Source organism: Photorhabdus tasmaniensis, assembly GCF_011189505.1.
Lineage (GTDB): Bacteria > Pseudomonadota > Gammaproteobacteria > Enterobacterales > Enterobacteriaceae > Photorhabdus > Photorhabdus tasmaniensis.
In genome coordinates, this window is the sequence record NZ_PUJU01000018.1 from 52,819 (window position 1) to 73,025 (window position 20,207).

Consider the following 20,207-nt stretch of genomic DNA (forward strand, 5'->3'; position numbering starts at 1 on the left):
TAGTTATTTATTTATCATCTATTAATGGGACAATAATCATCTCTTGTACTCTCTGATAACCAGATAGAAAACAAAGGCATATTATGAGCAAGTCATTAAAGAATCTGATAAATTTGATGAACTTAGAAAAAATTGAGGAAGGTATTTACCGGGGGCAAAGTAAAGATTTGGGCTTTCCTCAGGTTTTCGGGGGACAAGTGATTGGTCAGGCACTTTATGCTGCCAAACAAACCGTTGTTGATGACCGGATGAGCAACTCTTTCCATAGCTATTTTTTACGTCCCGGTGACAGTAACAAACCCATCGTCTATGATGTTGAAATCCTGCGCGACGGGGGCAGCTTCAGTGCCCGGCGAGTCAGTGCGATTCAGAATGGTAAGCCTATCTTTTATATGACCGCCTCATTCCAAAGTCATGAAGAAAGTTTTGAACACCAGAATATAATGCCGGATGTCCCCTATCCAGAAGAACTTATCCCTCAGGACGAAATTGTGAAAAAAATGTCGCATCTACTGCCGCAGAAAATGCAGAATATTTTTCTCCGCCCCTGCCCGTTGGAAATGAGACCAGTAAAATATTACAGCCCATTCAATTGCCCACCAGAAGAACCCGTACGCTATGTTTGGTTCCGCAGTAATGGCGATATGCCCGCAGATCCTTTTATGCATCAATATCTACTCGGCTATGCCTCTGATTTTAACTTCCTGCCAACAGCACTACAGCCACATGGTGTTGGGTTCCTTGAGAAAAATATTCAGATAGCAACTATCGACCACTCTATGTGGTTCCACCGTCCATTTAAACTAGACGACTGGTTACTCTATGCTATAGATAGTCCATCAGCTTCTGGTGCCCGTGGTTTTGTTCGTGGACAGATTTATAATCATCAAGGTGTACTTGTTGCTTCCACTGTACAAGAAGGACTAATTAGGAAACGGAACAGATAAAATAATAAGGGCAGCCAATAAGAAGCCAACATCACACTCTTATTGGTCTTATTGCTGCCTGTTTATATCACAGATTAATTATAAGCACTCTCTCCATGAGAATTAATATCCAGACCTTCTCTTTCAATTTCAACAGTAACCCTCAGCCCTACCAGCAGATCGGCTATTTTGAAAGCAATAAAAGAAACAATTACTGACCACACCACACAGATAAATATACTAAAAGCCTGAATACTCACTTGTTCCAACATGGTTATACCCTCTGCATAACCGGTTCCGCCCAATGATTTCGCCGTGAAAACGCCGGTTAGGAGGCAACCCACGATCCCACATATGCCATGTATACCAAATACATCACATACATCATCAACGCGTAACCACCGTTTTAACACCACCACTCCCCAAAGCCCGGCAAAACCCGCAATTAAGCCTATAATTAGTGCACCACCAACACCAACCATTCCTGCTGCGGGTGTAATACCAACCAGTCCGGCAATACAACCTGAACATGCCCCTAAAAGAGAAGGTTTATTACGGAAAAGCCATTCTGCAAAAACCCATGACAGAATAGCGGCGGCAGTCGCCACAATTGTATTCAAAAACGCCAGAGCAGCGATCTCATTAGCAGCCCCAGCAGAACCCGCATTAAAACCAAACCAACCGATATAGAGCACAGCAGTACCGATAAAGACCATCGGCAAGTTATGCGGTTTAAATGCCTCTTTCCCAAAACCAGTGCGTTTTCCCAGTAAGTAAGCACCAACCAATCCAGCTACAGCCGCATTAATATGTACAACTGTGCCACCAGCAAAATCCAACGCACCATCCTGTGAAAGAATACCACCGCCCCAAACCATATGCGCCATAGGCAAGTAAGAAAACGTCAACCACAGCACACTGAAAATTAACAAAGCCGGAAAGCGAATACGTTCCCCTAACGCGCCAATAATCAAAGCGACGGTAATACAAGCGAAAGAACCCTGAAATGCCACATGAATTAACTGATAGAAACTGCCGCTTAAGCTCGTGAGTGCCAAATTCTTTAACATTATTTGACTAAAACCACCAAAAAAACCATTTCCTGGTTCAAAAGCCAGACTATAACCGTAGATCACCCACAATACACACACCAAAGCAAAGCTCACCATAACCTGAGCCATCAACGATAAAACGTTTTTGCTCCGCAACAATCCACCATAAAATAGAGCAATTCCAGGAATTGTCATAAACAGCACAAGTACTGTACAAATCATCATAAAAGCATTATCAGCACTATCAGCAACGCCTTCCGCTGCCTGAGATAATGACGGAAAGAAACTAGCCACAATACCGGTAGCCACAGAGAATTGTCTTTTCATATATATCGTCTCTATCAGTGAATTACAGTGCCGCATCGTTAACCTCACCTGTTCTGATACGGATAGCCTGTTGTAATTCGATGACAAAAATTTTACCGTCGCCAACTTTTCCGGTGAAAGCCGATTGCTGAATTGCATGAATTACCTCCTCAACTAACTCATCTGCTACAGCAATATCTATCTTTACTTTAGGTAAAAAATTGACGCTATATTCAGCTCCACGATAAAGCTCCGCATGCCCTTTCTGACGACCAAATCCTTTTACCTCTGTTATAGTCATCCCTTGAACACCAAGATCAGAGAGAGATTCCCTAATATCCTCCAATTTGAATGGTTTTATAATTGTCGTAATGAGCTTCATATATCCCCCGCCATCCAGCTATTATGTTTGCAATAAGGAAATAGCAAGAGGTGTGCCAGAAATTAAAAATATATAAAAATCAAGTAATAATAGAGTAAATAAAAACCACGGAGAGAAGAAGAGAGGAGAGCAACGAATGTACCCTCCGGTTAGCGCACCAAATTAGTGCAAATATGCTTAGATCACCATCTCTTTCTCAGAGATTGTGCCACATTCATTTAATGTATCGCTTACTTGTTGTAACTGATACATCTGATAGTAACGTCCACGTCTCACCAATAATTGTTGATGGCGTCCTTGTTCAACAACTGCACCACGATGCAGCATCAGAATAGTATCAGCCTCCACAATAGTGGACAGGCGGTGAGCAATCACGATCAGTGTTGTTTGCTGACGAATCAATCGTAAAGCCTGTTGTACTGCTTGTTCCGTACCAGAATCAATATTTGCTGTCGCTTCATCAAGGATCAAAATTTGCGGTGCTTGCACTAACACTCTCGCCATAGCAAGCAATTGTTTTTGACCGGCTGACAACGTATTGCCCTGCTCTCCCAAGATAGTATGAAGGTCATCAGGAAACGTACGCACTAACTTAGCTAATTGCACAGTTTCCAGTACCTGCCAAACTTTCTCTTCTGAAATATTCCGACCAAGCGTAACATTGTTAAAGAAAGAATCAGCAAGAACAACAGGATCCTGCTGAACCATTGCCACACCATTGCGCAATACCGAATGAGACAAAGATGATACAGGCCGACCATCAAGGTAAATCTCCCCTTTCTGCCACGGGTAATATCCCATCAGTAAATTTGCCAGCGTACTTTTTCCACTACCGGTATGACCAACTAAAGCAACAAAACCATAAGCCGGAACCTGTAAGTTAATATCTTGTAAAACTATTTTGTCATCACGGTAGGAAAAACTGACATTTTCTATATCAATTCGACCACTGGATAAGGGTTGACTATCCATGCCATAACCTTGTTGAGGGCTATCCATTAATTCAAATATCCTCTCACCAGAAACTACAGCCTGTTGCAGGATTGATTGCTGAGAAGTCAGTTCGATTAGTGGTTCATTCAACCGCCCCAGATAATTGATAAAAGCATACAATACCCCGACACCGATCACTCCTGCTCCACTGAACCCAAACAACACAATAAGACCGCACAACACCATAGTAGACAATAAACTCAGTAATGGACGTAACAACATCCCATCTAATCGCAGTGCCTGCATTCTCGCTTTAAAATGAGCACGATTTGTTGACAACATCCGTTCACCAAAACGAGCCTGCTGCCGGAACTGCTGAACAACACTCATTCCATTGATGACTTCATTAAAATTATCATTAATATCAGCTAAATAACTGCGTACCCGCCGGACAATTGGCGTACTTAGATGCTGATATATCGCCATGACAATCAACACGAAAGGAAAAATAAGCATTGCAATCAGTGCCATACGCCATTCCAACACAAACATAGCAATCAGCATCGCACCAATCAATGCAATGCTGCGGAATACCGCAGGAACCACATTGACATAAAGATCTTTAATGACCTCAGTATCGTTCGTTACACGTGAAATCAATTGCCCTACTGGTTGATTATCAAAAGCACTCAGAGGCTGACGTAATGCTGCATTCATCACATCAGTACGAAGTTGCTGAACCACATCAACTGACACTTGATTGAACAACAAAGCCTGGAAATAGTGTAATGCGGCCGTAATCAGTTGCAGAGCAATAAAGGTTACAGACAGCCCAATAATCACCCTTGTTGGCATATTACCCGTTGCAACCATATTATCGATAAAGTAACTAATCAGAATCGGACCACTCACTTCCGCAATTGCAGCCCCCCACAGCATGAGTACCGCCAGCCCCAACGGCTTACGATAATTTTTTCCATAAACCAGCAAACGTTTCAGAGACGGCCACAATCGGTGAACCTTAGTCATCTTTCTCTCCCTCGGTGGTTTCCTCGTCATCCAATGCTGCTTCAAGCTGCTGATAATGGTACATATCACGATACCATCCTGGCTGCTCCACCAGTTGCTGATGCTGCCCTTGATGTATAACAGAACCTTGCTGCATCACCAGAATATTATCAGCATCAGTTAATGCAGACAGGCGGTGGGCACTAATAATAACCGTGCGTTGTTGTCTCCATTGGTTGAGGTTTTGTAAGATATTGTGTTCAGTTTGCCCATCAACCGCAGATAAAGCGTCATCCAGAATCAAAATCTCTGCATCTAAAAGCAATGCTCTTGCAATAGAGATGCGCTGCTTCTGCCCACCAGAAAGCATCACTCCACGTTCGCCCACTTCCGTCTGATACCCTTCAGGTAAACGAAGAATATCTTCATGAACATTAGCAAGACGGGCAACTTCTTCGATCTGTTCCTGTGTTGCCTCAGGACGTCCCAAAGCAATATTCCCAGCAACTGTATCTGAAAATAAAAAAGGAATTTGATTGACAACGGCAAATCGTGCTCGCCATTCATCTAACCGGATATCTGCAATTTTAATCGACTGGAAAAGAATTTCCCCATCAGTCACATCAAACTGTCTCTGTATCAACGCAAATAGTGTGCTCTTACCGGAACCAGTTGGGCCACATATCCCCAGTAACTGTCCGGGTGATAAGCGGAAGTTAATTTGGCTCAGAATTGTTTTGTTACTTTGCGGATAATGAAACGCTTTGATATTCACATTCAGAATACTACGCTCAGGAGATAAATGACGGTTACCATCCGCAATAACCGGAGGCTCCTGCAATAAGCTACGGATACGGCTGTATGCAGCACTTCCCCGTTCAACGATATTAAACATCCAGGCCAGCGCTAACATTGGCCAAATCATCAGGCCAAGGTACATCACAAAGCTAGTAAGCTCCCCAAGAGTCAAAACACCATTCAGCACCATCCAACTACCACCACCGATAGCCAAAAAGTTTGACATACCGATAGCAATAAAAATTGTCGGATCAAATCGGGCATCCACCCTGGCAACATACATATTCTTACGACCAGCTTCCACAGCAACCTGTTCAAACTGATTTGATTGCAGATCTTCAAGACCAAACGCCTTGATCATGCGAATGCTAGTCAGACTTTCCTGAGCCTGGTTATTCAGAGCAGAAAAGGCACCTTGTGCAGATTTAAAGCGATGATGAAGTTGATCACCATATCGTTTAATGATGATTGCCATAATCGGCATAGGTAACAAAGACAATAAAGTTAACTGCCAACTAATTTGTATACTCATCACAATCAGCACGGCGCAACCCATAACCAACGAATCAACTAAAGTGAGCACCCCCTCACCCGCAGCAAATACCACACGGTCCACATCATTAGTCGCACGGGCCATCAAATCACCCGTACGGTGACGCAGATAAAACTCAGGGGTTTGTCGGCTAAGTTGCCGGTAAAAATTATTCCGTAATTTAACCGCTAATTGATATGACGCCCCAAACAACCACAAGCGCCATATATAACGCAGAATATAAACAATCAATGCAATGACCAGCATAACACCAATCCACGCCATCAGTTGGTGAGATGACATAGAACCAGCACGGATGCCGTCAACAATAACGCCCACCAGATATGGAGGAACCAGTAGCAGAATAGAGATGATAATAAGCAGAGTCACTGCACCAAGATAGCGACGCCACTCGCTGCGGAAGTACCAGCTTAATTGAGAAAATAATCTCACACGCGTATATCCTGAAATAAAAATAGATAGTATAAATGTTGAACGACATTCAGAATAATGAAGTTAACTCATTGAGTAATCATTAGTTAATCTGGTATCGGTAATGCTGTAGTGTACTTGATTTTTTCCATTGCAAAGCTGGATGTAACATCAATTAATCCCGAAACACCATTAACCATGCGCTTGTAGAAGAGATCATAGCTTTTCATATCCACAACTTCTATATGCATCAGATAATCACATTCACCGGCCATACGGTAAAAAGCCAGAACTTCTGGCATTTGCTTTATAAATGCAACAAATTCCTCATACCAACTACTGTTATGCTGCTGAGTTCTGATCATGACAATCACTGTCAACCCTAACCCTAATTTTTCACTATCAAGCAAAGCAACTTTGCCAACGATATAGCCTTCGTCTTCAAGCCGTTTTAAACGTTTCCAGCAAGGAGTAGAGGTAAGATTAACAGCTTCCGCCAATGCATTCAGAGACAAGCTACAATCTTTCTGTAGTAATTTAAGCAATTTGCGGTCTGTTTTATCTAACATAGCCACCTCTTATAGAAAATTTTTCCATAAAGAAACCACATATTAAAAAAAATAACAATCCATTTCTCTCAGTATAAAGTTAATCTATTCATCATCAATCATATTCTAATTCAGAGTTAACAATTTATGTCGCACCGCTGGACAACCAAAGCAATCAAAGAGATTCAGGCAGATTACCAACGCAGTTCTGATACTCATCTCATCCGCCTTAATTTACCGGCTTTTCCAGGTATCCATTTATATCTGAAAGATGAAAGTACCCACCCGACCGGCAGTCTAAAACACAGGCTTGCCCGTTCTTTATTCCTTTACGCACTTATCAATGGCTGGATCAAGGAAGGTACTCCAATTATTGAATCCTCATCTGGTAGTACTGCTGTATCTGAAGCCTATTTTGCCCGTCTACTTGGATTACCTTTTATTGCTGTTATGCCTTCATACACCGCAAAACGTAAAATTCAAGAAATTGAATTCTACGGCGGTAAATGCCATTTTGTTAATCATTCAGCGCAAATCTATGACGAATCAGAACGACTAGCGAAAGAATTAAATGGTCATTACATGGATCAATTTACTTATGCTGAACGTGCAACAGACTGGCGGGGTAATAATAATATTGCTGAAAGTATTTTCCGCCAGATGAAAATGGAACCATTTCCTGAGCCAAATTATATCGTTATGAGCGCTGGCACTGGCGGGACTTCCGCAACATTAGGACGCTATATCCGTTACCAGGGGTATAACACCAAGCTGATTGTTGTTGATCCAGAAAACTCCGTATTTTATGACTGCTACCGTCAAAATTGTTGTGATATTCGTGGCAATTACAGCAGCAAAATTGAGGGTATTGGCCGTCCCCGTGCAGAGCCTTCTTTTATTCCTACAGTTATCGATGACATGATACAAATACCAGATTGCGCCAGCATTGCAACGATTTACTGGCTGGAAACATTACTGGGCAGAAAAGTTGGAGCATCTACGGGGGCCAATGTTTGGGGTACACTCCTGCTTGCCAATCAAATGCATGAACGTGGAGAACAAGGAGCAATAGTCACCTTACTGTGTGACAGTGGTGAACGTTATCTCGACACTTATTACAACCCAGATTGGGTAAAAAATAATATCGGCGATATCTCACCTTATCTCAAGCAGCTACCCAATCTCCAGGGTTATAAGTAACATAACCGTTTTATTCCAATGAGGATGTTACAATGAAACGAGCTGTTGTTGTATTCAGTGGTGGGCAAGATTCCACTACATGTCTGATTCAGGCAATTAATCAATATGATGAAATACATTGTGTCACTTTTGATTATGGTCAACGCCATCGTGCCGAAATTGATGTTGCATGTAATATCAGCCATTCTCTTGGTGTTATTGCACATAAGATAATTGATGTCACATTACTTAACGAATTGGCTCTCAGCAGTCTGACTCGTGATAACATCCCTGTCCCCAACTATAGTGAAAGTAAAAAAAGCACCCTACCCAGTACATTTGTCCCTGGCCGTAATATTTTGTTCCTGACACTGGCTGCTATATATGCTTACCAAGTTGAAGCTGAAACAGTTATCACTGGTGTATGCGAGACTGATTTCTCTGGCTACCCTGATTGCCGTGATGAATTTGTCAAAGCACTGAATAAAGCTGTAAGCCTTGGCGTTGCCCGTGATATCCACTTTGAAACCCCATTGATGTGGCTCAACAAAGCTGAAACTTGGGCATTGTCCGACTACTATCAGCATTTAGATTTCGTCCGTAGCCAGACACTGACTTGTTATAACGGCATCCAAGGTAATGGGTGTGGTACATGTGCAGCTTGTCATCTCAGAGCTAGCGGACTGGAACAATATCTGAATGCGCCTGAGAAAATAATGACTGAAATGAAAGCAAAAACACATTTAGCCTAACTTAAAGGACAATGAGAACATTCTCCTCTCATTGTCCCGTTTTCATCAAAGCTCCCATTATTTCACGTAATTCACCTTCAATAGACAATGCTTTTTGCGTTTTCCTATCAATCCACACAAATGTGGTTTTAGCATCTGTAATGAGTTGATTATCCCTCTTACGTATTATTTCCTGCGAAAATACACCACTTCTGTTTCTCAACTCAGTCAATCGGCAATCCACTTCCAATTCATCACCGAGAACGGCTGAACTACGATAATTAATATTCATGTTAACCACCGCAAACCCAACATTATTTTTCTGTATCCATTCCACCACAGAATGCTTATATAGCCATTCCCATCGAGCACTTTCCATAAACTCCAAATAACGGGCATTGTTTACATGTTGAAATAAATCGATATGATAACCATGAACTTTTATAATTGAACTCATAATATTGCCTTAATGTTAATTTCACTCATCTGACCAGAGGCAGTTAACAATAGCAAAACAAAAAATTTACACGAATTAAAGTGATTTATTTGCAACCCCGATCACAACATCCTCACTCACAAAATAAATCGTGAATGAGGATGCTGGATGACTACTAATAACTCAACTTATTTCTGTTTCGTTCAATAAAAACTGGCCCTATTCCCTGAACCTCCTGTAACTGTTCCACAGCAGTAAATGAGCCATGTTTTTCACGATACTCAACAATTCCCTGTGCTTTTTTTACTCCAATACCATTCAGTGCTTTTGCTAACTCTTCTGCACTTGCAGTATTAATGTTCACCTTTCCCTTTTCTTCTATTTTCAAAGCATCTGGCTGCTGTAACTGCTTTTCTGATGAAGAATTACTTGTAGTACTGGCTGTTTTAGCTACTTTATCTTTTACTTGTTCAGCGGCGATTGCAAATTGCCCTCCACACGTATAAAGCAAGCCAGCAAGTAAAACAGATAAAATTCCCGATTTTTTCATACTCATTCCTCCGTGTTTTATTGGTACAAAAAAGATTGCCACAGATAAATTTGAGCACAATAGATGAGTATCAGATATGCGAAAGGCCGCGAAAGCGGCCTTTATGAGCAAGATAATTACAAAAATATTTGCGATATTCCCCGCAAATTTTTATTCAATATGACCTAACTTAATTTTGGCTTTTTCACGCAAGCTAATCAGTAATGACTCCAGCATCGCATTACCTATTTCACTCTGGTAACCATCAGTCATGCTTTTAATTTGTTCTCCGGATACAACACCTGGAGTCACTTTATCCAATTGAATCAAAACAATGTCATCCAAACTATTTTTTGCTAAACCATACTCTGCCTTAGCTTCTTTTGGCTGTGGTAAAGCGAATACCGCATCAACCAATACATTATTCTGAGGTATACGCTGAATAACCTGAGATTCACCGAAATGAATGCCTGCGTCTTTCAGAGCTTGTTCACCTTTACCTTCTTTTAAGGCAGCCAGTAATCTCTCACTTTCAATTTGAAGCTGTTTTTCAGCTTTCTGACGCTTAACCAGTTCGATAACCTGTTCTTTAACTTTCTCAAATGGCTGCACTGCTTCTGGCTTGTAATTATCTACACGCAGAACAAATGCACGATCACCTTCAACTGAGATCACATCAGAGTTAGTACCTGTTGGCCCTTGCCCATCAACAAGATTACCTTCAAAAATTGCATGAATAACAGAACTAAAGTTAATCTCTGCCGGCACATTATTGCGATCAAACCAATTAGTCGTCACAACTTTAATACCTGAAACTTCCTCAGCAGCAGCTAAAGATTCATTATCGCTGGTAGCCGCATCACTGACCTTCTGTTGCAGAGCATAGAAAGCATCTACCGCTTTTTCCTGCTTAACTATTTTCTCAATTTCAGGACGAACCTCAGACAAAGGCTTAGTTATCTGAGGTCTAACATCATCTAAATGGAAAATAGCGAAACCATTAGGAACTTTAATCACAGAAGAAGTTTGGCCTTTCTCTCTTAAGTTAGCTTTCTTCATCTCTTCAGGAAGAGAATCCGCTTCCATCCAGCCAATATCGCCATGATTTTTCGCTGAAAACTTATCTGTGGATTTTTTAGTCGCCAATTTACCAAAATCGACACCTTTATTCAGCTCATCAAGCACTACTTTGGCTTCAGCTTCGGTTGCAAGCTGAATCAGACTGTACTTTTTCTGCTCTGATTGAGTATAACGCTTCAAGTTGTGCTCATAGTAAGTATCAATATCAGCGGATGTGGCTGAAACTTTATCCATTTCGTCTACAGCATCCATTTTTAGATAACTGACTTTTACTTCTTCAGGAGCAATAAAGCTGTTCTTATTTCGAGTGTAATAATCCTGTAAATCTTTATCTGTCACTTCTTGCTGCGCCTGAATTTTCTTCATTTCCAGTGTAGCCAGACGGACTGTCCTCTTTTGCAAAAGCAATTCAGCATTGAGTTTTGCCTCACCAGGCAATGCTATTTCACTACCAGAAAAAGCCATAACTAATTGCTGATTAATTAAATTCTGGCGCGTTTGTTCAGCAAAAATATCCGGACTCTGATTGAAACGGTTGAGCAGTTCCAGGTATTTGTTGTTATCAAATTTACCATTTGTCTGAAAATAAGGGGTATTTCGGATAGAATCCTTAACTTGCTCATCACTGGCAGATAGACCCAACTCACGGGAATATTGCTCAATCAACGCGTTATTAATCAGACGTTCCAAAGCTTGGCCACGAATCTGCTTCATACTTTGTTCGTCACTTGCCAACACAGAGAATTTATCTCCCAGTTGTTCTTGCAACGTGTTTCTCTCTTGCTGAAACGCCTGCTCCAATTGAGCACGACTGATAGTCTGACCATTCACTTCGGCAGCATAACTACCCGTTCCACTTGTCAAGTAACCCCCAACCCCCGTCAGTACAAAAGACAGGATAATGAGAGCCAGCACGATTTTAAGCACAGGACTGTTTGCCGCCGTGCGTAGGTTGTCCATCATAAAGAGGCAAAACTCCGCTTTGGTGAAATAGAAAACGCCATATTACGTTAATTCAAGCGTCAAGAGAAAAAAAGCGCACCAATCAATTGATGCGCTTCTATTTTAGCTTACCAAATCTGTCTCGTCAGTCTATGTTTACCAATATAACAGACGTTAACAAAGAATATTTGGTTTGTGTTACTCGTTAACCGCGTCTTTCAAACCTTTACCTGGACGGAAAGCAGGTACTTTAGCCGCAGCAATTTTGAGCTCTTTCCCCGTTTGAGGGTTACGACCAGTACGTGCAGAACGTTCACGAACAGCAAAAGTACCGAATCCCACCAGAGCAACATCATCGCCATCTTTCAATGCACCCGTTACAGAAGAAATGAATGCATCTACTACACGCCCTGCAGCTGCTTTAGAAATATTAGAGTCAGCAGCAATTTTGTCGATCAGTTGTGATTTATTCACTCTTATTCATCCCCATATAGTATTTTACTATCGCATCAGAATCCTAACGGATAACCCGATAGCAGTGCCGTTATATCAATCCTTTCCGATATTGGCAAGAAATCATAAAACAGCAAAATATTTATTAAACAATTCATCCAAGTTAACAATATAAAAAAGCTGGTAAGCCTAAATTCACTTACCAGCCTATATTTCATCCATAGTTCTTGAGATCGTTCACTATTTTATACTATTTAACTGACACTAATTCCACACCAAACGCAGGATCTTGCAATGTTATAGCTAAAACATCTTCAATACGCTTAACCGGATGGATCTGTAGATCCGCAATGATGTTTTGAGGAATTTCTTCCAGATCACGTTTATTCTCTTCCGGAATCAAGACTGTTTTAATACCACCTCGATGCGCAGCCAATAGTTTCTCTTTCAAACCACCGATTGGCAGAACTAAACCACGCAGAGTAATTTCACCCGTCATAGCAACATCAGCCCGAACTGGATTACCGGTTAGACAGGAAACCAATGCTGTGCACATAGCGATACCTGCACTTGGGCCATCTTTTGGTGTTGCGCCTTCCGGCACGTGGACATGAATATCCCGCTTTTCATAGAAATCAGAGTTGATACCCAGTTTATCAGCCCGGGCACGAACAACGGTCAATGCAGCCTGAATCGATTCCTGCATAACCTCACCTAATGAACCGGTATAGGTCAGCTTACCTTTCCCTGGAACACATGCGGTTTCAATGGTCAATAAATCACCGCCAACCTCGGTCCATGCAAGTCCTGTGACTTGACCAATACGGTTTTCTGTATCTGCACGACCATAATCCACACGTTGAACACCCAGATAATCCTTCAGATTATCTGCATTGATCTCAATGTGTTTTAAGCTCTTATCCATGAGCAATGTTTTCACCGTCTTACGGCACAGTTTAGAAATTTCTCGTTCTAAACTACGCACTCCGGCTTCACGGGTGTAATAACGGATAATGCCAATAATGGCACTGTCATCAATAGTTAATTCATCTTTTTTCAGGGCATTACGCTCAATCTGCTTAGGCAGCAAATGACGTTTGGCAATATTTAGTTTTTCGTCTTCGGTGTAACCGGAAAGACGAATAATTTCCATACGATCCAGCAATGGTGCTGGAATATTCATAGAGTTGGATGTTGCAACAAACATGACATCTGACAAATCATAATCAACTTCCAGATAATGGTCGTTAAATGCCACGTTCTGTTCCGGATCCAAAACTTCCAATAAAGCAGAAGCTGGATCACCACGCATATCAGATGACATCTTGTCGATTTCATCTAACAGGAACAATGGATTTTTCACCCCAACTTTGGACATTTTCTGAATCAATTTACCCGGCATAGAGCCAATATAGGTACGGCGATGACCACGGATTTCCGCTTCATCACGAACCCCGCCCAGAGCCATACGCACATATTTCCGTCCGGTTGCTCGTGCAATAGATTGGCCTAAAGAAGTTTTACCCACACCTGGAGGCCCAACCAGACATAAAATCGGTCCTTTAATTTTACTGATCCGGCTTTGTACTGCCAGATACTCAAGGATACGCTCTTTAACGCGCTCCAAACCATAATGGTCGGTATCCAAAGTTTCTTGGGCTTTAACCAAATCTTTTTTAACTTTACTGCGGACAACCCACGGAACCTGTACCATCCAATCAATGTAGCTACGGACAACCGTCGCTTCCGCCGACATAGGAGACATCATTTTCAGCTTTTGTAATTCAGCTTCCGCTTTTTCATGGGCTTCTTTTGGCATTTTTGCCGCTTCAATTTTGCGCTTGAGAGTCTCATACTCATCAGGCGCATCATCCATTTCACCCAACTCTTTCTGAATCGCTTTCATCTGTTCATTCAGGTAGTACTCGCGCTGGCTCTTTTCCATTTGTTTCTTCACGCGATTACGGATGCGTTTTTCTACCTGTAACAGATCAATTTCTGATTCCATCATTGCCATTAGATATTCAAGGCGCTCAACAATATCAGACATTTCCAGAACAGTCTGTTTGTCACTGAGTTTCAAGGGCATATGAGCAGCGATTGTATCAGCTAATTTAGCAACATCTTCAATATTGTGCAGTGAGGTCAAAACCTCCGGCGGGATTTTTTTATTGAGCTTAATGTAACCTTCAAACTGATTAATAGCCGTTCTGATCAGAACTTCCTGCTCACGCTCATCAACGATTGGTGAATCAAGATACTCAGCCTGAGCAGAAAAATGCTCGCCATTGTCAGTCAGAGTCGTAATACGGGCACGTTTCAACCCTTCGACAAGTACTTTTACGGTGCCATCTGGCAATTTTAACATCTGTAAAATAGAAGCTACTGTACCAACGGAAAAAAGGTCATTAACCCCTGGCTCATCAGTTGAAGCTTCTTTTTGCGCAACCAACATAATCTGTTTGTCATGATCCATTGCTGCTTCCAGGCAGTGAATAGACTTTTCACGCCCTACAAACAGAGGGATCACCATATGCGGGTAAACCACGACATCGCGCAGAGGCAATACAGGGGTTTCTATGCGTTCGGAACGCTCAGGATTCATAGAGCTCTCTCTTCGTTTAGCTTTCGCCAGTTTTTAAGGAATCTCGTGAAACACGGTTCTCACGAGTTTCACTTCATAGAATATAAAATATATGGGGACAGGAATTTGACATTCAATGGTATGATACTTTAATTAAAAACAAAATGAGGGCAACCCCCTCATTTTATTCAACAATATCTCGTTTAGTGAATTCCCTGTCCTGGCCTTAATTATTCACCAGAAACTTGGGCATCCGGCTTGCTGTAAATCAGTAATGGTGCAGATTGACCATTAATAACAGATTCATCTACAACAACTTTCCCAACATTGTCCATTGATGGCAGATCGTACATCGTATTCAGCAATGCGCCTTCAACAATAGAACGCAGACCACGGGCCCCTGTCTTACGAAGCACCGCTTTCTTAGCAATAGCGATCAGAGCTTCATTTCTGAACTCCAGATCGACACCCTCAAGGTTAAATAGAGCCTGATACTGCTTAGTCAGCGCATTTTTAGGCTCTTTTAGAATCTGAATCAACGCTTCTTCACTCAGTTCAGTAAGCGTAGCAACAACAGGTAACCGCCCAATAAACTCAGGGATAAGACCAAATTTGATCAGATCTTCTGGTTCAGCCTGTGCAAACAATTCGCCTTCAGTCGCTTTTTCTGACTCACCTTTAACTTTCGCACCAAAGCCAATACCAGTACTAGTATTTAGACGCTGGCTAATCACTTTATCCAGACCGGCAAACGCCCCACCACAGATAAATAAGATTTTAGAGGTATCTACCTGTAAAAACTCCTGCTGTGGATGTTTACGCCCGCCCTGAGGAGGAACCGCCGCAATTGTACCTTCAATCAATTTCAGCAGCGCTTGCTGTACACCTTCCCCTGAAACATCCCGGGTAATTGACGGGTTATCAGATTTACGTGAAATTTTGTCAATTTCGTCAATGTAAACAATACCGCGTTGAGCTTTCTGCACATCGTAGTCACATTTTTGCAGTAATTTCTGAATAATGTTTTCTACATCTTCGCCCACATATCCCGCTTCGGTCAGCGTCGTCGCATCAGCCATGGTAAAGGGAACATCAAGATAACGGGCCAGTGTTTCAGCCAACAGTGTCTTACCACTCCCTGTCGGCCCAATGAGCAGAATATTACTTTTACCTAATTCAACACCGTTATTGGTATCACCATTACGTAACCGCTTGTAGTGATTATAAACAGCAACTGCTAACACTTTTTTCGCCGTTTCCTGGCCGATAACATAATCATCCAGATGCTGACGAATTTCATGAGGAGTTGGTAATGCACTACGCTCACGATGTGGTACAAGCTCTTTAATTTCTTCGCGAATGATGTCGTTACATAAATCCACACATTCATCGCAGATATACACTGACGGGCCAGCAATCAATTTCCTCACTTCATGTTGGCTTTTCCCGCAGAAAGAGCAATACAGCAGCTTTCCTGAACCGTCTTTGCGCTTATCTGTCATCAGTCACAACCTCACTTTAATCAACTGCCACCCCAGATTCATCTGGCAAAGCAGGAAACTCTGCTATTACCCCGAACGACATAACCCTACCAAACTAGTAAGGCGAATATTTATATTATAGCTTCCGGGAATAATAAATTAATCGCGATGGGTGAAAATCTTATCAACCAACCCATACTCTACGGCTTCACTTGCTGACAAGAAACGATCACGTTCTGTATCTTTCTTGATTTCTTCAAGTGTTTTTCCCGTATGTTTTGCCATCAAATCATTCATACGCGCTTTAACTTTAAGTATTTCCTGGGCATGGATCTCAATATCTGTAGCCTGCCCTTGGAAACCACCTAATGGTTGATGGATCATGACTCGAGAATTTGGCAAACAGATACGTTTTCCTTCTGCGCCGGCAGTCAGCAAGAATGCCCCCATTGAACATGCCTGCCCCATACAAATGGTGCTAACATCCGGTTTAATAAACTGCATCGTGTCATAAATGGACATGCCCGCAGTAATCACACCACCTGGTGAATTAATATATAAGAAAATATCTTTTTCCGGATTCTCTGCCTCAAGGAACAGCATTTGGGCCACAATCAGGTTTGCCATATGATCTTCAACCTGACCGGTCAGAAAAATAATACGTTCTTTTAACAGGCGTGAATAGATATCGAACGAACGTTCTCCACGTGCAGTCTGTTCAATTACCATCGGCACCAAAGCCATATGAGGCACATATTGATCCCGCTTGTCGCTATATGACATTTCCGTCTCCTAATAGAATTCATGTTGGTGCCATTCATAACCGATTCTACTTGAGATAAGCGATGATGACCATGATTCAAAAGTTAATCAATCAAAAGAGGATTACCCCTGAAAAATCTTGCAATCATATACATAATGTAGAAAAGGATCTGGGGTTAAACCCACTTTTTTCAAGAAAAATTTTGCCTTTTATTCATAAAAAAACCCGCAGATAAATCTGCGGGTTCAATTTCACAGAGATGATAAATTCGTTATCTCAAGCAAAGCCAACGCTTATGCCATTTGATTCTGATTCATTAACTCATTAAAAGTTGTTTCTTTTTCAGAAACTTTTGCTTTATCCAGAAGAACTTCAACAGCTTGTTCTTCCAGAGCAATATTACGAACATTGTTCATCAATTCCTGGTTCTTACCATAGAACTCGATCACTTCCTGAGGATCTTCATAGGCAGAAGCCATTTCCTCAATCAGTCTTTTAACACGCTCTTCGTCAGCTTTCAGTTCATTGCTACTGATAACTTCACCTAATAACAGGCCAACAACAACGCGACGTTTAGCTTGTTCTTCAAACAGTTCACGAGGCAAATCCAACGCTTGTTTTTCATTACCACCAAAACGCTGGGCAGATTGACGACGCAGAACATCAATTTCGCCATCAACAACAGCGGCCGGAACTTCGATTTCGTTAGCTTTAACTAAGCCATCGATAACCTGAGATTTAATACGGTTACGAACTGCATTTTTCAGTTCACGTTCCATATTCTTACGTACTTCTGCACGCAGGCCGTCAACTGTGCCATCAGCAATACCGAAACGTTTGATGAATTCTTCAGTCAACTCCGGCAATTCACGCTGTTCCACTTTTTTCAAAGTGATTTCAAACTTAGCGGCTTTACCTTTCAGATTTTCAGCATGATAATCTTCTGGGAAGTTCACATCAATAGTGAATTCTTCGCCAGTTTTATGACCAACAATGCTCTCTTCGAAGCCTGGGATCATACGGCCCTGGCCCATAGCCAGAACAAAGTCAGAAGCTTTACCGCCTTCAAACTCTTCACCATCAACAGAACCGTTGAAGTCAACAGTAATACGATCTTCTGCACTAACAGCTTCTTCGGTTTCTTTCCAGTCAGCCTGCTGCTTACGCAATGTTTCCAGCATTGCATCGACATCTTCGTCTTTTACTTCAACAACGGGTTTTTCAACTTCAATAGCTTCCAAGTCTTTCAGCTCAACTTCCGGATACACTTCAAATTCTACAGAATAAGTGAAATCTTCGCCGTCGTTGAACTGCTCTGGCGCATAGCTTGGCGCACCCGCTGGATTGATTTTTTGTTCGATGATTGCATTAACAAAGTTACGTTGCATCAGATCACCCAGAACATCCTGAATAACAGAAGCACCATAACGTTGTTTAATGATGTTCATAGGCACTTTGCCTTTACGGAAACCATCAACACGAACTTTTTTTGCTACATTGACCAACTCACTGCTAACTGCCTTTTCAACATCGGCAGCAGGAACGGTGATTGTCACACGACGCCCAAGGCCTTGAGTGGTTTCAACAGAAACTTGCATCTTTTTACCTCAAAAAAATCATAGTGCTCGGTCAACTCCAGAGACCGTACAACCGGCAGATGTTCTATGTGCCAATCGCAACACTCTCTAAGAACCGGGGCGGTCGCATTTAAAAACCGAGAATCCCTGATGTCAGAAGCATCCCGAAACCATTCTAAAAATTAGACGCAGCATTATAGCGATGCAGACGGTGTGAGTCGAGAATTGCTAACAAAAGCCCGAGGTATTCATCAATTTCATGCAACAACGATTTTTTAGCTATCAGAATTGCGTTCAAAATATGTCACATATAAAACGCAAAAACGGCCCAAAGGCCGTTAACCGAGTACATTCTATTTTGATATCGCAATTTCAGGAGAATGTCCCAATTCAGTACTCAGGCCACATTACCACCCCGACAAGCCGGTGAAGCTAAAACAGTATCCTGCAATTCATTCCACTCTTTCTCGGTATAGGTATGTAACGCCAAAGCATGAACACCGGCGGCCAGTTCTGCCGATAATGTGCCGTAAACAGAACGATGGCGATTCAACATACGTTCACCAACAAATTTATTACTGATGATTACAACCTTAAAATGGCTTTCAGAACCTACGGGTACATTGTGACGATAACTTTCATCAATAACCTCAAGATATGATGGGTTAAATGCAGCCTGTAATTTCTCTTCTATATCCTGGTACACCATAACCATTCTCCTTATAACTACACAGCAATCGTACTGCCAACCATATTAATGATTTTAGTCTATTCTTCATGAGTTATAGCACCAGCGTATTAAAATATCTTTTAATCAAACCCCACATCAAAAGGTTTTTATACACGTTTACCTCATCAGGGATATGCCATGATCAAAGGCAGTGCTATTATTGGCGTAGTTTATGCTTATTGATAAGTATTACTGGACATCCTTATCACTGATGAGAACATCAACATGTTGAAAAGAATATTACTCCCGCTTATTGCCCTTTTTCTTCTTGCTGGTTGTGCTGTTCCCAGCAATACCCTGACCATCGAACCTAAAATTACACTGCCAACAGCAGACCCAACTATGAGAGCTATTACCATCAGCATCAGTGGTGCCGACAATCGCCAATCTCAGACTCTCGCTCAAGTTAACCGTAATGCAAAGCTGGAAATACTGAAACCGTCCCGTGATCTGCGTTTTCTACTCCAAGAAATCCTGGAAAAACAGATGGCCGCCCGTGGTTATATGATTGGCTCACCAGCCAATGCTAATCTGCAAATTATTGTGAACAACCTGTATGCAGATGTTAAAGAAGGCAGCTTACGTCATAATATTTCAACAAAAGCCGATATTTCCATTATCAGTGCAACACAAAACGGAAGTAAACAAGTTAAAAACTATCGCACCAGCTACAATGTGCAAGGCCCTCTCGGAGCAACCAATGAGAAAATTGCTGATGCGGTAAATACTGTACTATCTGAAATCATCGCAGATATGGCTCAGGATCCTTCCGTCAGTAATTTCATCAAACAAAATGCCCGCTAAT

Annotated in this window: 18 protein-coding genes; 4 read left to right on the forward strand and 14 right to left on the reverse strand. The window is 41.8% G+C overall.

What is annotated here, in order from left to right; all coding sequences use genetic code 11:
* Window positions 1-83 precede the first annotated feature (83 nt).
* Window positions 84-947 (forward strand): acyl-CoA thioesterase II, encoded by an 864-nt coding sequence (tesB, locus tag C5471_RS10550; protein WP_133816039.1) that lies wholly within the window; start codon window positions 84-86, stop codon window positions 945-947.
* Window positions 948-1,021: 74 nt separating this feature from the next.
* Here tesB and amtB read toward each other — a convergent pair whose 3' ends face one another.
* The 5 genes from amtB to C5471_RS10575 form a co-directional block, all read right to left on the reverse strand.
* Complete coding sequence (amtB, locus tag C5471_RS10555; protein WP_133816038.1) at window positions 1,022-2,305, reverse strand: ammonium transporter AmtB; 1,284 nt, start codon at window positions 2,303-2,305, stop codon at window positions 1,022-1,024.
* A gap of 22 nt (window positions 2,306-2,327) precedes the next feature.
* The gene (gene glnK / locus C5471_RS10560) at window positions 2,328-2,666 is read right to left on the reverse strand and encodes a P-II family nitrogen regulator (protein WP_133816037.1); all 339 of its coding nucleotides are present in this window, start codon (window positions 2,664-2,666) and stop codon (window positions 2,328-2,330) included.
* A gap of 177 nt (window positions 2,667-2,843) precedes the next feature.
* The gene (locus C5471_RS10565) at window positions 2,844-4,628 is read right to left on the reverse strand and encodes a SmdB family multidrug efflux ABC transporter permease/ATP-binding protein (RefSeq protein WP_133816036.1); all 1,785 of its coding nucleotides are present in this window, start codon (window positions 4,626-4,628) and stop codon (window positions 2,844-2,846) included.
* On the reverse strand, window positions 4,621-6,390 hold the full coding sequence (locus C5471_RS10570; protein WP_133816035.1) for a SmdA family multidrug ABC transporter permease/ATP-binding protein: 1,770 nt from the start codon (window positions 6,388-6,390) through the stop codon (window positions 4,621-4,623). Before C5471_RS10570 ends, C5471_RS10565 begins: the two co-directional genes overlap by 8 nt.
* Window positions 6,391-6,476: 86 nt before the next feature.
* The gene (locus C5471_RS10575) at window positions 6,477-6,938 is read right to left on the reverse strand and encodes an Lrp/AsnC family transcriptional regulator (RefSeq protein WP_133816034.1); all 462 of its coding nucleotides are present in this window, start codon (window positions 6,936-6,938) and stop codon (window positions 6,477-6,479) included.
* A 126-nt stretch (window positions 6,939-7,064) separates the two neighbouring features.
* Here C5471_RS10575 and C5471_RS10580 point away from each other — a divergent pair, with 126 nt between their 5' ends.
* Together C5471_RS10580 and queC are read left to right on the forward strand one after the other, a co-directional pair.
* Window positions 7,065-8,117 (forward strand): PLP-dependent cysteine synthase family protein, encoded by a 1,053-nt coding sequence (locus tag C5471_RS10580; RefSeq protein ID WP_133816033.1) that lies wholly within the window; start codon window positions 7,065-7,067, stop codon window positions 8,115-8,117.
* Window positions 8,118-8,149: 32 nt separating this feature from the next.
* Window positions 8,150-8,848: a 7-cyano-7-deazaguanine synthase QueC gene (gene queC / locus C5471_RS10585; RefSeq protein ID WP_133816032.1), complete on the forward strand. Its 699-nt coding sequence runs from the start codon at window positions 8,150-8,152 to the stop codon at window positions 8,846-8,848.
* A gap of 28 nt (window positions 8,849-8,876) precedes the next feature.
* On the opposite strand, the gene C5471_RS10590 is transcribed toward queC, so the two are convergent.
* From C5471_RS10590 to bolA, 9 genes are all read right to left on the reverse strand, one after another.
* Window positions 8,877-9,284, reverse strand: coding sequence for an acyl-CoA thioesterase (locus C5471_RS10590; RefSeq protein ID WP_021323860.1), 408 nt, complete (start codon window positions 9,282-9,284; stop codon window positions 8,877-8,879).
* A gap of 154 nt (window positions 9,285-9,438) precedes the next feature.
* Window positions 9,439-9,813: a ComEA family DNA-binding protein gene (locus tag C5471_RS10595; RefSeq protein ID WP_133816031.1), complete on the reverse strand. Its 375-nt coding sequence runs from the start codon at window positions 9,811-9,813 to the stop codon at window positions 9,439-9,441.
* A gap of 150 nt (window positions 9,814-9,963) precedes the next feature.
* Window positions 9,964-11,835, reverse strand: coding sequence for a peptidylprolyl isomerase (gene ppiD, locus C5471_RS10600; protein WP_133816030.1), 1,872 nt, complete (start codon window positions 11,833-11,835; stop codon window positions 9,964-9,966).
* 177 nt (window positions 11,836-12,012) lie between these two features.
* Window positions 12,013-12,288, reverse strand: a complete 276-nt coding sequence (gene hupB, locus C5471_RS10605; protein ID WP_133816029.1) for a nucleoid-associated protein HU-beta — start codon at window positions 12,286-12,288, stop codon at window positions 12,013-12,015.
* Between the two features lie 229 nt (window positions 12,289-12,517).
* Window positions 12,518-14,872, reverse strand: coding sequence for an endopeptidase La (gene lon, locus C5471_RS10610; protein ID WP_133816028.1), 2,355 nt, complete (start codon window positions 14,870-14,872; stop codon window positions 12,518-12,520).
* 209 nt (window positions 14,873-15,081) lie between these two features.
* Entirely contained in the window at window positions 15,082-16,353 is a 1,272-nt protein-coding gene (gene clpX, locus C5471_RS10615) for an ATP-dependent protease ATP-binding subunit ClpX (RefSeq protein WP_133816027.1), read from the reverse strand.
* 138 nt (window positions 16,354-16,491) lie between these two features.
* Window positions 16,492-17,115: an ATP-dependent Clp endopeptidase proteolytic subunit ClpP gene (gene clpP / locus C5471_RS10620; protein ID WP_133816026.1), complete on the reverse strand. Its 624-nt coding sequence runs from the start codon at window positions 17,113-17,115 to the stop codon at window positions 16,492-16,494.
* A gap of 273 nt (window positions 17,116-17,388) precedes the next feature.
* On the reverse strand, window positions 17,389-18,693 hold the full coding sequence (tig, locus tag C5471_RS10625) for a trigger factor (RefSeq protein WP_133816025.1): 1,305 nt from the start codon (window positions 18,691-18,693) through the stop codon (window positions 17,389-17,391).
* 376 nt (window positions 18,694-19,069) lie between these two features.
* Window positions 19,070-19,381 (reverse strand): transcriptional regulator BolA, encoded by a 312-nt coding sequence (gene bolA, locus C5471_RS10630; RefSeq protein ID WP_046973837.1) that lies wholly within the window; start codon window positions 19,379-19,381, stop codon window positions 19,070-19,072.
* 246 nt (window positions 19,382-19,627) lie between these two features.
* Between bolA and C5471_RS10635 the strand changes: the two genes are divergently transcribed.
* Complete coding sequence (locus C5471_RS10635) at window positions 19,628-20,206, forward strand: lipoprotein (protein ID WP_133816024.1); 579 nt, start codon at window positions 19,628-19,630, stop codon at window positions 20,204-20,206.
* The last annotated feature ends 1 nt before the right edge of the window (window position 20,207 follow it).